General features: G+C 38.9%; 13 protein-coding genes. 12 read left to right on the top strand and 1 reads right to left on the bottom strand.

What is annotated here, in order from left to right; genetic code table 11:
• Positions 1–15 precede the first annotated feature (15 nt).
• From AABJ44_RS10890 to AABJ44_RS10845, 10 genes are all read left to right on the top strand, one after another.
• Complete coding sequence (locus AABJ44_RS10890) at positions 16–1,380, top strand: hypothetical protein (protein WP_338369085.1); 1,365 nt, start codon at positions 16–18, stop codon at positions 1,378–1,380.
• A gap of 109 nt (positions 1,381–1,489) precedes the next feature.
• Entirely contained in the window at positions 1,490–4,207 is a 2,718-nt protein-coding gene (locus AABJ44_RS10885) for a tetratricopeptide repeat protein (RefSeq protein WP_338369083.1), read from the top strand.
• 12 nt (positions 4,208–4,219) lie between these two features.
• Complete coding sequence (locus tag AABJ44_RS10880; protein WP_338369081.1) at positions 4,220–5,806, top strand: hypothetical protein; 1,587 nt, start codon at positions 4,220–4,222, stop codon at positions 5,804–5,806.
• A gap of 36 nt (positions 5,807–5,842) precedes the next feature.
• Positions 5,843–6,454 carry a MotA/TolQ/ExbB proton channel family protein gene (locus AABJ44_RS10875; RefSeq protein WP_338369080.1) on the top strand — a complete coding sequence of 204 codons (612 nt, stop codon included), beginning with the start codon at positions 5,843–5,845 and terminating at the stop codon, positions 6,452–6,454.
• Between the two features lie 18 nt (positions 6,455–6,472).
• Positions 6,473–6,886 (top strand): ExbD/TolR family protein, encoded by a 414-nt coding sequence (locus tag AABJ44_RS10870; RefSeq protein WP_338369078.1) that lies wholly within the window; start codon positions 6,473–6,475, stop codon positions 6,884–6,886.
• Entirely contained in the window at positions 6,883–7,983 is a 1,101-nt protein-coding gene (locus AABJ44_RS10865; protein WP_338369076.1) for a hypothetical protein, read from the top strand. The genes AABJ44_RS10870 and AABJ44_RS10865 overlap by 4 nt, the downstream gene beginning before the upstream one ends.
• A 248-nt stretch (positions 7,984–8,231) precedes the next feature.
• Complete coding sequence (gene uxuA / locus AABJ44_RS10860) at positions 8,232–9,338, top strand: mannonate dehydratase (protein WP_338369074.1); 1,107 nt, start codon at positions 8,232–8,234, stop codon at positions 9,336–9,338.
• A gap of 93 nt (positions 9,339–9,431) precedes the next feature.
• Positions 9,432–11,006 carry a mannitol dehydrogenase family protein gene (locus tag AABJ44_RS10855; RefSeq protein WP_338369072.1) on the top strand — a complete coding sequence of 525 codons (1,575 nt, stop codon included), beginning with the start codon at positions 9,432–9,434 and terminating at the stop codon, positions 11,004–11,006.
• Between the two features lie 75 nt (positions 11,007–11,081).
• Positions 11,082–11,753, top strand: a complete 672-nt coding sequence (locus AABJ44_RS10850; protein WP_338369070.1) for a hypothetical protein — start codon at positions 11,082–11,084, stop codon at positions 11,751–11,753.
• 68 nt (positions 11,754–11,821) lie between these two features.
• Positions 11,822–12,226, top strand: coding sequence for a hypothetical protein (locus AABJ44_RS10845; protein ID WP_074642635.1), 405 nt, complete (start codon positions 11,822–11,824; stop codon positions 12,224–12,226).
• 13 nt (positions 12,227–12,239) lie between these two features.
• On the opposite strand, the gene AABJ44_RS10840 is transcribed toward AABJ44_RS10845, so the two are convergent.
• Positions 12,240–13,163 carry a CE1 family esterase gene (locus tag AABJ44_RS10840; RefSeq protein ID WP_338369067.1) on the bottom strand — a complete coding sequence of 308 codons (924 nt, stop codon included), beginning with the start codon at positions 13,161–13,163 and terminating at the stop codon, positions 12,240–12,242.
• A 137-nt stretch (positions 13,164–13,300) separates the two neighbouring features.
• Here AABJ44_RS10840 and AABJ44_RS10835 point away from each other — a divergent pair, with 137 nt between their 5' ends.
• Positions 13,301–14,692: a serine hydrolase domain-containing protein gene (locus tag AABJ44_RS10835; protein WP_338369066.1), complete on the top strand. Its 1,392-nt coding sequence runs from the start codon at positions 13,301–13,303 to the stop codon at positions 14,690–14,692.
• 3 nt (positions 14,693–14,695) lie between these two features.
• A complete protein-coding gene (locus tag AABJ44_RS10830) occupies positions 14,696–15,682 on the top strand; it encodes a hypothetical protein (protein ID WP_338369065.1) in 987 nt (328 codons plus the stop codon).
• Positions 15,683–15,694 lie beyond the last annotated feature (12 nt).

Here is a 15,694-nt window from a genome sequence, read left to right as displayed (position 1 = left end):
GAGGGGGAGGAAAAATTGAAAAAACTACTTTGTCTGATTACGGCTATCTGTCTTATGGTTCCGTTTTTTGCGGATTATAACAGGCTTGGTATTCCAGATTCTTCAGAAATCCGAAAGGGACTTGAAGAACGCTGGTTTACCGCCCCTTTAAGTGAGGTTCGTTCTAATCAGCCGGAAATCCGTGCTAATAATAACGGCCAGAAATTTCAGATTCGTCTGGAAGAAAGTGAGACAACGTTTAATGTTTTTGTTTCCCCTCGGGCACTTATCAAAGTCAATGTATATTCTGATAAAGGAATGTATACCGAGGAGCAGGAGCTTTACCCTGGAGATGTTGCTGGAAGCTGGGTGCTTATCCGCGACAAAAGAACCGGAAAGCCGCTGCGTATCCGTTACTATTTTGTAAAAAACAGTGAAGTATTCATTCAGTTTACTCCTCAGGGAAAAATTGCCCTTGCAGATTTAGTAATTTTTGGTAATTATGCTGCTCGCGGTGTTCCTACAGGAATGTCATTTGAAAAATTCTACACAGCATCTTTTGAAGATGTAATGACAATAACAGAAACTAAACTTCCATGGAATTATGTTTTAGTTGATCCTCAGGTATATCACAGCATGAAACAGATGTGTGCTGTAATCCATGAAAAACTGCCTGAAATCTATTATGTGCAGGATGCTATGTATGATGAAAATCATGAGCTTGTACATATTTCTAACGGGAAAAAGTTTGAAAAAGCAGAAATGACAGATTTCCCAAAAGAAAAACTTTTGTTGTCATCTGCAGGTTTTGTAAAATGGATTGCAGACGGTCTTGTTGAACCGATTTCTGGCGGAGTTCTAAAAAGAGAGCCGCTTATTAAAGAGACTGTTTCCGTAAAAGATAACGGAAGACAGGGCGTGCTCTCTCAGAAATATGATCTTTTCTTTGCTCTCAACTGGGTAAGAAATCTTGCATCTGCAGTTGTATCTGTATATTCAGGAAAAACTTACATGTTTAATCAGTCTGGAGTAGATGTTAAACTGAATCCTTTTGCATCTTCAATTACAGAAAAAGGTGTTGCAAATACAGTTACCTTTGTTGAAAACTCCGGCCATACAGTTGCAGTTTTGAATTCGCTGCTTTATGTGCTTGCGGCAACAGAACCTGGTACATTGTATTTAGGTGCAATCAGAGGAACTGACAGAACTGTATCTCCAGAAATAATGGCTTTTAATGAATGTGTTGCGTTTTTCCCATATTTCCAGGATGACGGAGGCTTTGCCTGTACAGTCTTTATGAATGGACGGGAAATGACTCTTGAAAATTTCTGTTACTATTATGCTGATGATTTTGTTTATCTTACAAGGGTAAAATCGTCTGAGAGATTTTTCCCACAATAAAACTGTCCGATGGTTGACCAGGTGAAGCCGTATTGAAACCATCGGAAAACTGATAAGAGTGGTTTTGATATGATGCTTTGCATTACTCAACCACCGGTAATTTATAAATATGAAACGATTTATTACTATATTTTTATTTCTGATTACAGGATTCTGTTTTGCACAGAATGCAGATACCGATATTCAACTCTATAATGAAGTTTGTCAGAGTTTTGAAAATGGTTTTTATCCGGGCACAGTGAGTGCTGCAGAAAAACTGCAGAAAAGGTTTCCAGATTCAACTTTGATTCAGTCGGCTTTAATCTATAAAGGCGAATCTCTGGTTTATATGGAAAGTTTTGACGAGGCTGTTACTGCTTTAGAGTCAGCGCTCGTTCAAATGCATTCTGGTTCATCTGAAATAATTCACTGTAATTATCTTCTGGGGATTGCTTTTTACAATCAGAAAAAATATTCAGCTGCACTTGATAAACTTCATTTTGTCTGCAGCCTTTCTCTTAAGCAGAAAGATATGCGTTATTATGCGGACAGCATTCTTTATTCTGGCCGGGCTTTTTATGAACTGGAAAAACACAAGGATGCAATTCCGCTTTTTGAATATGTAGTTTCAAACGGAAACAGTTTTGATTCGGCTGAATATTCAGAAGTTCTTCAGAAACTTTTTATCTGTTATAACAAAACAGGAAATCCTTCAAAAACTGTAGCTTTATTTAAAAAGCTTTCAGAAAATGATTTTGAAAATGCTGTTTATATGAAACTCTTTTTTTATTATGGTGATGCCTGTGCAGCTTTAAAGAATAATAAGGATGCATATGAAGCATATAGCCGTGTACTTGCAGGTGGAGACGAAGCCGCTGCAATTGCAAATGACTTTTTGATTCGACTTGCAATTGATGAGTTTAAAGCTAAGAATTATGAGAAGACTGAAGAGTATCTTTCCAAAATAGAAATAAATGAAGAAAATGAAAATACAGATTTGAAATTATTTAAAAATCTGTATGAAGCAAAACTTCTTCTGGAAAAAGGAAATCCTGCTGAAGCAGAAAAAAAATTATCTGGTCTTGAATCAGCTGCAAAGAAATCTGTTGCAGATGGTGCTGCAGATGCTTACTATTCAACTCTTTTGCAATGTAAGCTGCAGAATGAAAAATGGGAAGAGATTCCTGGTGTTTATGGAAAAATAAAAAATCCTGCAGCATCAGACAAGTTTGCTGTTTCTTCATATTATTATAAGAAAGGTCAGTTTGAAAAAGTTGATTCTTCTTGTGGTGAACTTTATGCTTCTGCACTTTGTAAACTTGGGCGTTATTCAGAAGCTTGTTCAGAATATGCAAAACTAAATTCTGTGTCTTTTGATTATGCACTTGCGCTCTTTAGAACCGGTCGTTATGACCAGGCTGTAAAAATTGCAGATGCAGGTGCTGCTGGGGAAAAAGAATATCTTGCAGGACTGTGTTTTATAAATCTGAAAAAATGGAATAATGCGTCTGAGCGTTTTGCGGCGTATATCCGACAGAACTCTAACCGCACGGACTTTAAAAAGCTTTCTTTATATTACAAGGGATATGCGGAATATAATCAGGCTGAATTTAAAAATGCATATTCATCTTTTGTCCGTTATTGTTTGGAAACTCAGGACGAGCCGGGACCATATCTGCTGCGCGGTTATGAGTATGCTGTAAAGTCTGCGCTGCAGAGCGGAGATTTTAAGAATGCATCTGTTCAGGCTGCAAATCTCGTTCGTTATTCACAGGACGGAGAACAGAAACAGAAAGCTGTTGTTCTTAGTGCTGAGATTTTTGCAGATTATGGAAATTATGATGCAGCGATTCAGCTGCTCGCTCCATATACAAATGGCCGTGATGAGTTTGCTGCTCAGTCTCTTTTTATGACAGCAAAACTTTATGAACGTCAGGGAAAGATTTCTCAGGCAGATGAAGGGTTCCGCCGTATTTATGAAGGATTACCTCGCTCAAGTTATGCAGAAGAATCAATGTATCGGGTAGGCGAGGTTTATTATTCGGCAGGAGATTATTCTCAGGCTTATTCACGTTTTAATAAATATGTTTACAAATATGCTTCGGGTCGTTTCAGTGACGCTGCGATGTTCTATTGTGCAGACTGTGCGCTTCGACTTGGAGAAAACGACCGCTGCGTTATGTTAAATAAGACTTTACTGCAAAAGTGGCCGGCTAGTATCTATGCTTACGGTGCAAATAAAAATCTGCTGGAAGCATATTACAAGCAGGAGGAGTATTCTCAGGCACTGAGTGTTGCAAGAATTATGCTCCGCGATTTTGCACAGCAGGCTGCTGATGATGAAATTGGAAAGCGTGCCAAAGAACTCGAAAAAATCGTAAGCGGAACAGACCGCCGTGTTGCAGAAAAAGAAACTGAATTTAATAAACTTGGTGGTGCTGGAACTGCAGCAGGGCGTAACGCTGGTACTGAGCTTGTCCGTCTGTATGCAGAAAGTTTGTCTACACAGAATGAAGCTTATGAACTTGCAGTAAAACTTCTGGCACGACAGACTGGTTCAGAAGAGCGCGCAGCTGCTGCCTATAATGCAGAGTTCATTGCTGAGTACAGCCGCAAAAAAGGTGAAAATAAAAAGGCAGCAGAAATGTATCTTAAGGCTGCAGAATATTATAGAAGTGTAAAAGACAGTTCAGGGGCTGCAGCTGCACTTTATGGTGCGGCAGAAGCATTTGCAGCAGATGGTCTTAAGGGTGACGCTCGTGAGACAGCGGCATTACTGAAAGAACTTTATCCAAAGAGTATACAGGCAGAGCGTGTAGACCGTGTTACCGGTGATGCACGTAACTAATGGAGATATAAAATGAAAAAGAAATTATATGCGGTTATGACAGCTGCTTCAGTTTTAGCTTCCGGTATGTTTGCACAGAATATTGAACTACCGGAAGTAACAACTGTTATTTCTGGTGAGACAGAAAAAGCAGCCGAAGATACACTTCCAGATTTTGGTGATGTTTTAAAGATACCGTCTGGAAGTGGTGGAGTAGAACCTGTACTTCCAGAGGTTGAAACTTCAGGAAATACAGAGGTCGCAGAAGGAAAATCAAGACCAGTAGAAAAGTCTGTTTATGCTGAAGGTTTTGTTGGTGGCGGATATCCGTTGTTCTTTATTGGAAATATTTCTGTTGCAAGAACTGTCGGCGCGAGTCCTTTTAAATTCAGTTTTGAACATGAATCTGCTCTTGCTTATGCAAATCATTCTGTAACAGATGGTTTTAATGACAGAACTACAAAACTTAGTGCGGAAAAAGAATATCACAAAAATAATGTTGACTGGTCTGCATCAGGTTTTTATAAATCATCGGCTGATGGTCTTCAGGGAAATGTATTTGAAGGCAGTTCTGAAATCGGACTTTTTAACCGCGACCTTTATAATGCAGAAAGCAACCTTTCGTATACTTTTGATAATGATTTTTCTATTGGTGTTGAAGCTGGTGCCTGGCTTTATAACAGATATCCTGAAATTTCAACTTCATGGATAGAGAATGTTTTCTTCTATTCTCTTGAGCCTTCTGTCTTATTCCGTTGGGCAGGTCATGGTTTTGATACAGGTTTTACTATTGATTATGAATATGGCTCAGAGATATTAAAAAGCCATCGTGTAAAATTTATGGTAGACCTCCAGTGGAAAAATGATTTTGTAAAGTTATATGGAGATGCTGCTGCAGTTATTGGAAAGAATGTTATGGAGAAATCTGTAATTGTTCCTTTTACTGTTGGTGTTGATGCATCGTTCCCTGTTTCTTTTTCTAACCGAAGAGTTTCAATTGCTGCTGAAGGAGGAATCGATTCCTTTAAGCCTAAGGCTTTTGAACTTGAAGAAAATTATAAATTTACAACAGTTCAATGGAATTTAACTGAGACTTCTGAATGGTTTGGAAAATTGAATATAGCTGTTCCAATTAAGACTTCATTTACCGGTAGTGCAGGCTTTGAATATCGTCAGACTGCTTTTGATAACGGCAGATGGATTCCAGGCTATGATTCAAACTTACCGATTTATGGTTATGAGACTGGTGATTTCCAGGGACTTGCTACTGATTTTTCTGTTTCATATCACAAGGGAATTCTTACTGTAAGCGGAAACTGGCATTCTAACTGGATTGATGTTCCTGCAGATGAAAATACACAGAATGTAAAAATTACTGTAAATGTACAGGAAGAAAATACAAAGTGGGGAGTGAACTCAAGCTTTGAACTACCTATAAACGAAAGTGTTGAAACTCCGATTGTAGGAGCTGAAGGTTTTGTTCGTGTAACTCCTTCTGTTCGTGCAATTCTCAGTATTAACGATTTAATAAAATTGTTTAAAGGAGAGACCCGTACTTATGCCGGAAAATATGAGGCACGAGGTGGATCTGCAACTTTACTGTTAAAATTTATCTTTTAATAATTTCTGAACTTATGGATTTTTAAGGGGGTATATATGTTTCAGACATTAAAATCAGGTGGACCGTTGATGTTCCCAATTATCGTTTGTGGAATCATTGCGACCTTCATTATCATCGAACGATGTATTTATTTTTTTAATATCAATAAGCGTGATCAGAAACTTATGAGTGATCTTGATGGCTCTCTTGCTGCCGGAAACTTTGAGGCTTGTGCAGTTGCCTGTGCTCAGGCTGATACTCCGCTTTCTCAGGTTGTAAAAAAGGCTATGGATTGCCGCCGTTATGAAGAGCTTGATTTACGTGAAGCTGTAGAAGCAGAAATGGATTTTGTGATTCCTTCTCTTGAGCATCTTTTGACTCCGCTTGGAACTATTGCAAATATCGCTACTTTGCTTGGACTTCTTGGAACTGTAACCGGTAACATTAAGGCATTCGGTGTACTTGGTTCCGGCGGTTCAATGGGTGATCCAGCTCTGCTTGCAGGTGCAATTGCTGAGGCTCTTGTAACTACTGTTGCAGGTCTATGTGTTTCAATTCCATCTGTAATTTTTCATAACTATTTTGTTTCGCGGGTAAACCGACGCGTTGTAGAAATGGAAGCACGTGTAACTTCTGTATTGCTTCGTCTTACCGGAAGAGTTCGCTAAGTTGCGAGGGTTGTGCTTATGAAACTAAAAACTAAGCGGGAGCGTATCCGTTCTAACGTTGATATGACTCCTATGATTGATATTGTATTCCAGTTGATTCTTTTCTTCCTGGTTTCTACTACATTTGCAACCTTGCCTGGAATCAAACTGAATCTTCCTCAGAGTCATACTTCTGAAGCTACCAGCCTTAAAGGGATTACAATTACTGCAGACAGCAACGGAGGTCTTTATTTTAATGATAAGGAAGTTTCGATGGCTGGCCTTGGTGAAGAGCTTTTGATTTTTGATACAGGAACAACGAAAAAAGAAGAGTTCCCTGTTTCTCTCGAAGCAGATTCTGAAGTAACAAATGGAACTATCGTAAAGATTTTTGATGTAATTCGCGAAAGCGGTTACTGTGTTATAAATCTGAGGACAACGGCAGAAAAATGATAAATTATAGAGGAAAGCCTGTTTTAGGTCCGGACAGTTCAAGCAAAAACACAAGTGAGTTTTTTGCGCTTTCGGGCACTGTTCTGTTCTGGCTGCTTTTTCTGATTTTCTCATTTGTGATTAAACCTGAACCTAAGAAGCAGTACAAGGAAGTGCAGATTGTGCTTTCAAGTACTCCGGTTGTTCAGAAAACCGAAGAGTCTCCGGCTCCTGCAGAGCAGTCTGCGGCAAGTGCTGCAAGTCCAGAACCTGTGGTTGAGAAAGTAGTGGAGACACCAGCGCCCGCCCCGGAACCGATAAAGAAAACTGTAGAAACTCCGGCTCCAAAAAAGGTTGAGACTCCAAAGCCTAAGGCACAGACACAGCCTAAGAAAGAGCCTGCTAAAACAACGACTACACAGAAGTCTGCTGCGAAACCGGCTGCAACTCAAAAACCGGCGGAGCCTGTACAGTATGCAGTAGATCCAATGGAAGCCTTTGCTCAGCAGACTAAACAGCAGCAAAAAAAAGCTGTTGATTGGGATGCGATGTTTGGTGATGACGAACCTGACGAATCGTCTACCACAAATCAGGTGAAAACCGTACAGAATAATACTCCGGCTTTTTCTGGTTCGGCAGGAACAGCTGCTGCAACTTCAGATACAAAGCAGACCAGTACATCTACTTCTAACAATACTAAGACTCAAACTGCGTCTTCTTCCACTTCGAATGCATTGCAGGGAATTAAGAATTCAACCTTTAAAGGTGTTGCTGCAAATGGAGTTCAGTCTGAAACTGCTGTAAAAACAAAGAACAGCGGTTCTGGAAAGGTTGAGATGGAGATGTCGAATGGAAAATCACGTGCTTTGATTAAACCTGCAAGCCCTGTGATAAATCTTTCGGCACAGGCGGCAGCGACTATAGATGCATCTAAGACTGTTTCGATAACTTTTAAGGTTCTGGAATCTGGTAATGTAACAGAAATAAAAATTTCTCCTGAATCAATTTTAAGTGCAATTGTTCGTGATGAAATAAAAAGTCAGATAGGTCAGTGGTTATTTGAAGCAGCTGACTATACTGCAACTGCAACCTTCGAATATAAGATTGTCAAACGTTAGCGATGGGAGCCACGCCGAAGGCGGCCACCGCAAGCGAGCGAACGAAGTGAGCGAGTGCGGAGGCTGGAGCGAAGTGGAATGGCGGACGTAGCGACCCGACCGGAGGGAGGGGAACGTACTGTAAATTACCTATATTTTAAAATATAAACTTGTATGCTAGTATTTTAGTTGATAAAACGTTTGACAGATGCTATACTGAAATCATAAAAAACTGGATATAAATATTTCAGATATTCGAGGGTTCATAAATGGAAATGACTTTACGTTGGTACGGAACAGGTTTTGATTCCGTTACTTTGCAGCAGATTCGTCAGGTGCCTGGGGTACATGGCGTTATTACAACTTTGTATGATTCTGTTCCTGGTGATGCATGGGAACTTTCTGCTATTCAGAAGATTAAGAAGGAAGTGCAGGATGCTGGGCTTAAGATTGCCGGTATTGAAAGCGTAAATATTCACGACGACATTAAGATTGGTGGTGGCGATCGCGATAAATATATCGAAAACTACATTAAGACATTGGAGCGCCTTGGACAGGAAGATATCCACATGGTTTGCTACAACTTTATGCCTGTTTTCGACTGGACTCGTTCTGAGCTTGCACGCGTTTGCGAAGATGGTTCTACTGTTCTTGCTTACAATTCTAAGGCTATTGATGGTGTAAAACCGGAGGAAATGTTTGCTTCTATCGATAAGGACTCAAACGGATTTATTCTTCCTGGCTGGGAACCTGAGCGTATGGCTCGTGTAAAGGAATTGTTCCAGATGTACAAGGAAGTTGATGAAGAAAAACTTTTCAACAACCTTGTTTACTTCCTTAAGGCTATTATGCCTGTCTGCGATAAATACAATATTGATATGGCTATTCATCCTGATGATCCTGCATGGCCTGTATTCGGCTTGCCTCGTATCATCACTAGTCAGGATAAGGTTTGCCGCATGCTCAAGGCTGTAGACAATCCTCACAACGGTTTGACATTCTGTACAGGTTCGTACGGAACTAACCGAAAAAATGATCTTTGCGAATTTATTAAGGCTGCTCAGGGACGTATTCACTTTGCTCACGTTCGCAACCTTAAGTTTAATACTGCTATTGATGATCCTGTTCTCGACTTCCAGGAGTCTGCTCATCTTTCAAGTACAGGTTCTTTTGATATGTTCAAGATTGTAAAGACTCTTTATGAAACTGGTTTTGATGGAATTATCCGTCCTGACCACGGTCGTATGATCTGGGGCGAAAAGGCTATGCCTGGTTATGGTTTGTATGATCGCGCTCTTGGTGCTACTTACCTTCAGGGACTTTGGGAAGCCTGCGAGAAGACTATTGACCGCAGTAACGTGAAGTTGTACCGATAATGTGTAAGCCCGCTGGCGGGCGTTGTTCAATAGCAAAGCGTTAAAAAAAATTGCGAAAGCAATTTTTAGCTTTACCTCTATAAAGGATTAATTATGAAACTTACTAAAGACGGAATAAAAAATACAGCAGAGTGGGAGAGCAAAGGTTATTCTCTTCCAAAATTTGATCGTGCAGCTGTTGAGGCTGCAACTAAGGCAGAGCCATTCTGGATTCATTTTGGTGCGGGTAATATTTTCCGTGCATTCCAGGCTAATGTTGTTCAGAATCTTTTGAATGACGGTGTGCTTGACCGTGGTCTTGTTGTAGCTGAAGGCTATGATTATGAGATTATCGAAAAGATGTACCGCCCTCACGATAATATTGGTGCTCTTGTAACGCTTAAGAGCAGCGGTTCGGTTGAAAAAACTGTTGTTGGCTCTATCATGGAAGCACTTGCTGCTGATTCTGACAATGAGGCTGACTGGGCTCGTCTTTGTGAGATTTTCCGTGCGCCTTCACTTCAGATGGTTACTTTCACTATTACAGAAAAGGGATACCTTCTTCGCAATGCAGCCGGTGTTATGATGCCTGGAGTTGAAGAAGATTTTGCTCAGGGACCTGTACTGCCTAAATCATATATTGGAAAGGTTGTGACTCTTCTTCATGAGCGTTATGTAAACGGTGAACTTCCAGTTGCTATGGTGAGCATGGATAACTGCTCTCATAACGGAGATAAACTTTATGCTGCTGTAAACGAGTTTGCAAAAGAGTGGGAGACACGTGGTGTTTGTAAGCCAGGTTTCCTTGACTATGTAAACAATGCTTCGAAAGTAAGTTTCCCATGGACTATGATTGATAAAATCACTCCACGACCTGATGCAAAAATCGAAAAGATTCTCGCTGATGACGGAATCGAACAGCTGGAGCCTGTAATCACTTCTAAGAAAACTTATGTTGCTCCTTTTGTAAATGCAGAAGAGTGTCAGTATCTTGTAATTGAAGACAGCTTCCCTAACGGTCGCCCGGAGCTTGAAAAGGCTGGTTTGTATTTTACAGACCGTGCAACTGTAGACAAGGTTGAAAAGATGAAGGTTTGTACTTGTCTGAATCCTCTTCATACTTTCCTTGCTGTAAGCGGTTGTCTTCTCGGCTACACCTTGATTGCAGATGAAATGAAGGATGAAGATTTGCTTCGTCTTGTAAAACGCCTTGGCTACGAAGAAGGGCTTCCTGTTGTTGTTGATCCTGGAATTATTAAGCCTCGTGAGTTTATCGATGAGGTTGTAAATATCCGTATTCCAAATCCTTTTATGCCGGATACTCCACAGCGCATTGCCTGTGATACTTCTCAGAAATTGAGTATTCGTTTTGGTGAGACTATTAAGGGCTACCTTGGTCGCAGCGACCTCCACGTTGCAGACCTTAAGGTGGTTCCTCTTGTATTTGCTTTGTGGCTGCGCTATCTTACAGGAATTGGTGATGATGGTAATCCGTTTGAACTTAGTCCTGATCCATTACTGGATGAGTGCAGAAAGTATGTGCCGGGAAACATTGATTCGTTGTTACACCGTGCAGAGATTTTCGGTGTAGACCTGTTTGAAGCTGGCCTTGCTGATAAGGTAAAGGAATATTTTGCAAAATTAAATTGCGGTAAGGGTACTGTTCGAAAAACTCTAAAAGAGATATAATAAGCAGTATAAGTAAAAATGGTTGCACGACTCGTGCAACCATTTTTTTTTGAATAGTATTCAGGAGTTTTATTTATGACTAAATCTCAGAAAGCAGCGCTTGTTTTAAATTGTCTTGTTGTTGTATTTACAATTTTCGCAACTATCTGTGTTATTATTGGATTTAAGTTTATGCAGGATATTTCTGTCCTTTCAGAAAAGAACTTTAAGTCTTTCCGTTATTTTACAAATTTATCTAATATTCTGGCGGCAATTGTTGCTGTTATTTACATTGTTTTCAAATTCAGTCCAACTGGAAAAAATACAGAGAAGCTTCCTTGCTGGTTATATCTGTTGAAAATTGCATCAACTGACGCTGTTGCCTTTACAATGTTCATTACTGTTTTCTATCTGGCACCAACTTCAAAAACTGGTTATTTTTCGCTTTTTATGAATTCAAATCTTTTCATGCATTTTGTAACACCAATGCTGTGTATCATCAGTTTTATATTTTTTGAAGCTGCTGAAAAACCTTCCTTTAAGTTGAGTTTTGCCGGTATAATTCCAATGGCTCTTTATGCTTCTGTTTATACTCCGAATGTACTTCTTCATCTTAATAATGGAAAACCCGATCCTGCTTACGACTGGTATGGTTTTCTTGCTTTCGGTTTAAACACTATCTGGATTGTACTTCCTCTACTGGTTATAACTGCATGGCTTATTGCTCTTGGACTGTGGGGAGCAAATAAGAAAATTGCTTCAAGTTAATTTATTAAAGAATGTCTTTATTGTGAAAACTGTAAAATAATCTATAATTTAAAAAAAAGGATATATATATGACATTTTACAGAATTCACACAGCAGATATTGCTTATATTACCCAGCAGCCTCGCGGCCTGTTTACTGCAATTGGTAAACTTGTAGATTCAAAAACTCTCACAGAAGAAGAAACTGCTGAGTACTGGAAGAACCGCGAATATTTTGAAAAGGTTCTGCCGGTTCCGCCTTTTTATGAGCAGGGAAATCCAGAGCACGCAACTACCTGGTTCAAGGATACTCCACAGGGAAATGACATTTACCGCCAGATGACTTTTTATCGTGAGATGGCAAAAAAGTACGGATTAAAACTTTACATGTCAAAGTGTTCTGAAGTTCCTGGTGAAATTATTTACGAGGATGATTTTCAGATTGCAGTTAAGAATCTGAAAGAAAATATTCAAATAGAAGTTGTAGAAGTTTAATGGTATTCAGATCTTAATTTGCATCAAAGAAATCCAGAATAACTGTGTTGCCGTCTATTCCGTTAATCTGTTCGGTAGGCCAGAAGTGATGGCTGTCTTTTACAAGCAGATGCCACACCTGGCAGTCTTTATTTCCAGAATTCCATTTTGTGAGCTTTGAGCCGCGGGCAACATTTTCCACAGCAATAGTTTTCAAACCGTTTGAAAGTGCCCAGTAATCCATAACATCTTCAATTGCAGGATCGCGTGAATTGTTTACTGTGCCGTCAAATCTCTTTGGAACAACATCATCTTTTTCGCCTGTAATCTGCATAACGCCAATGTGATTTTTTCTGTTCCTGTTGTTCCAGACCTTTTCAGGCATTTTTCCTGCAACACATGCAACCGCACGGAAAGTATTTCCTGCTTCCATTGCAAGCCTGTGTATCATAAATCCACCGTTTGAAAAGCCTGCTGCAAAAGTGCGTTCTTTATCAAAGCCATATTCTTTTTGAAGATATTCTGTAAGCGCCACAATAAACTCAACATCAGGATTACCTTTTGCAGCAATTCCCGAGTTCCATCCAAGTCCACCCGTTTTTTCATATTTACTGATTGAGCCGGTTACATAAACTGCCGCATAACCGCGTGAGTTAGCTTCTTTATGAAAACCCGTAGTAAAACGAAGATGATCTGCCGTATTACTGTAGCCGGGAAGGAGGATTACAAGGGGAACTGATTTTATTGCATCATTTTCTGAAGTTTCTTTCTGGACAGGTAATTCAACTATAAAATCATGTTCAATGCCATCAAAGGTACATGTAAAGGTATCGCTGTTGAGCTGGTTGATGCTTTCGAGGTTAAGATTCTGGCTAACTGATTTTTTTTGATTACAGCCAATAAATAAAAAAAGAGAAATAAAAGAGAACAATAAAATAAATGTTTTTTTAAACTTCATCTTACATATTATTATATCACAATTCTGATTTTACAGTATAAACAGATGTTAACTACCTCATAAACCCAATATTAGGTTCCTCACTTTAGTATTGTTTTCTTTCTGTCATGCTTTATGATTTGCAGCGTGAGGTTTTTATGAAAAAATTATCGTTTATCTTTTTGATAATGCTAATGGCATTTACTGAAAATTGTTTCGCTAAGGCCAAAGATGGAATAGAACTTCCTTCTGAACGTATTCAAAAGTTTGAAACATATCTGGATGAATTAGCAGAAGTTTATCACATTCCCGGAATGGCTTTCTTTATTACAAGCCCAGACCATACGCTTTTTGAGAAGGCATATGGTGAATGTACAAGTTTAGATCAGCAGTTTTTTATTGGATCTATGAGTAAGTCGTATACTGCGCTTTGTGTAATGCAGCTTGTAGAGAAGGGTAAGATTAAGCTTGAGGATGATATTTCTGTTTATCTGCCGGATTATAAGTTTTCAAAGCCTGTTACAGTGCTTTCTCTTTTGAATCATACAAGTGGTTTTGATACTCATGCAAAACTCCATAATGCGAAACTTACGAAGTCTTATGGTAAATATGAATATGCTAATGTAAATTATGATTTGCTTGGAAAAATTATTGAGAAGGTAAGCGGAATGGCTTATGAAGACTATATTAAACAGAATGTTTTTAATCCTCTGGAAATGAAAGATTCAAATGCGAATGCCAGGAAGGTAAAGGATAGTCCTAAACTATTGAGGGGAAACAGAAATTATTTCGGCTTTTTCAAAAGAGAAGAGGCTATATATCCTGTTGAAAAATCGTGGTTTCATGAACCTGCTGGTTATATCGCTACAACACCACATGATCATGCAAAATATTTGAGGATGTATCTGAATGAAGGAGTTGTTGAAAACAGACAGACTGGTAAAAATCAGATTATTTCTCAAGAAAGTATTAATTCCATGTGGTACAAAAATGTTTCGTTAGGTGTAAAAGAATTTGAGGCTTATTATGGTATGGGCTGGAATTTTATGAAATGGAAGGGACAAAAACTTGTTTTTCATGGGGGACAGGTTGAAAATGGAATTACCTATATGTTTATTTTACCAGATGAGAAGCTTGGAGTCTGTTTTATGCTGAATGCAAGTGACCAGTTTGGCTTAAATAATCTTATGGATAATGCAATCTGGGATAGCCTTTCAATTATTCGTGGAGAAGAACCTGAGAAAATTAATCATAAATCTTATGTTCTGCTGCATATTATGATTGATGCTGTTTACCTTTGTATGCTTTGTTTTTCTATTTTTATACTCATTAGATCAATAAAAACAAAAAGACGTATCAGTATAATATTTGCTGTAAGCTGCTATATTATCTGGCCGCTGTTGTTAATCTTTTTTACAAAAATATTTGTACAGACCCCACTCTGGGTGGTACAATTATTTGTTCCAGATTTGTATATTATAATAATATTAAGTGTGATTCTTTCGGTTGTCGCAGGAATCATAAAAGTAATAAAAGTTATAGGGAGATAAAAAATGAAAAAAGTAATAGCCATTTTACTTGCAACTGTTTTAACTGTTTTTGGAGTTTTTGCTCAGGATGATAATAATGATGCAGATAAAAAATCTCCATTTACTCTTGCGCTTCAGACAGACTTCGCTTACCATCCGAAAGCTGAATTTATTACAGGAGATACTCATTATGCCCCGATTACCGGAGTCTATGATGGAGTGGAAGCCTGTACAACTTTAACTGCTGCATATAAGCTGAATACACCTCTTGGAGAACACTGGCTGGTTTCTGACGCTAATGTTACTTTTCGTGGTGCATTAGAACTTACTCCAATTTCATTAAAGCAAAAGTTAAGTATTGAATTTAAACCTGTGCCATTTTTGATTTTTTCGGCCGGAGGTTCAATCGGTTGGGGCTGGAATATAGGACCAATTGAAGGTTTGTGCGAAATGAATAAAGCAACTTATGAATACGAACCAATCTCAACTATATCACATCCTTATTATGAGGCATGGGGTACAGTAACTTTCCAGTTTGATACAGGCGCTCTTATTCCAGGAGACTGGAGTCATGTTGTTTTGCTCGCATCCTATACAACAATTTATTTTGGAATTGCAGGTTTAGAAAGCGACAGTCTGTATGAATGGCAGTGTTCAAAATATCAGGTACGTGGTTTAGCTTATCAGGTTCAGTGTATTTTAGGTTATCAGATGCCACTTCCAATAAATCTTGCAGGAGTTATGTTCAAGGCTGCCGGATATTATAATGGTGATGCTTATGGAGTGTATAATGATGTTTTTGATGGGGATTTTCCGGAAATCTCAATAAGCCCTCTCGTACAGTTTAAAATTGGTAAAAAAGATAATCTGATTTGTCTGTTTGATTTCTCAAGCCGCCGAAGCTTTGAAAATAAAATCGAAAAAGAAAGTGATATCTTAAATACTAAAGTAACAGGACGTGAATGGTACTTTAAGCGCTTTGCAATTAGCTGGACTCATACTTTTATGTAATGAAAAAGCTGA

The organism is Treponema bryantii (assembly GCF_036492245.1).
In the GTDB taxonomy this organism is placed as follows: Bacteria; Spirochaetota; Spirochaetia; order Treponematales; family Treponemataceae; genus Treponema_D; species Treponema_D bryantii_C.
Note: the sequence above shows the minus strand (reverse complement) of the source record. Positions and strands in the feature narration are given on the sequence as shown.

Bases quoted from the DNA above. Each gene is read 5' to 3' on its own strand.
- AABJ44_RS10870 (WP_338369078.1), top strand. From the start codon at position 6,473: ATGAAACTAAAAACTAAGCGGGAGCGTATCCGTTCTAACGTTGATATG.
- AABJ44_RS10855 (WP_338369072.1), top strand. From the start codon at position 9,432: ATGAAACTTACTAAAGACGGAATAAAAAATACAGCAGAGTGGGAGAGC.
- AABJ44_RS10830 (WP_338369065.1), top strand. From the start codon at position 14,696: ATGAAAAAAGTAATAGCCATTTTACTTGCAACTGTTTTAACTGTTTTT.
- AABJ44_RS10880 (WP_338369081.1), top strand. From the start codon at position 4,220: ATGAAAAAGAAATTATATGCGGTTATGACAGCTGCTTCAGTTTTAGCT.
- AABJ44_RS10865 (WP_338369076.1), top strand. From the start codon at position 6,883: ATGATAAATTATAGAGGAAAGCCTGTTTTAGGTCCGGACAGTTCAAGC.
- AABJ44_RS10840 (WP_338369067.1), bottom strand. From the start codon at position 13,163: ATGAAGTTTAAAAAAACATTTATTTTATTGTTCTCTTTTATTTCTCTT.
- AABJ44_RS10845 (WP_074642635.1), top strand. From the start codon at position 11,822: ATGACATTTTACAGAATTCACACAGCAGATATTGCTTATATTACCCAG.
- AABJ44_RS10875 (WP_338369080.1), top strand. From the start codon at position 5,843: ATGTTTCAGACATTAAAATCAGGTGGACCGTTGATGTTCCCAATTATC.
- AABJ44_RS10885 (WP_338369083.1), top strand. From the start codon at position 1,490: ATGAAACGATTTATTACTATATTTTTATTTCTGATTACAGGATTCTGT.
- AABJ44_RS10850 (WP_338369070.1), top strand. From the start codon at position 11,082: ATGACTAAATCTCAGAAAGCAGCGCTTGTTTTAAATTGTCTTGTTGTT.
- uxuA (WP_338369074.1), top strand. From the start codon at position 8,232: ATGGAAATGACTTTACGTTGGTACGGAACAGGTTTTGATTCCGTTACT.
- AABJ44_RS10835 (WP_338369066.1), top strand. From the start codon at position 13,301: ATGAAAAAATTATCGTTTATCTTTTTGATAATGCTAATGGCATTTACT.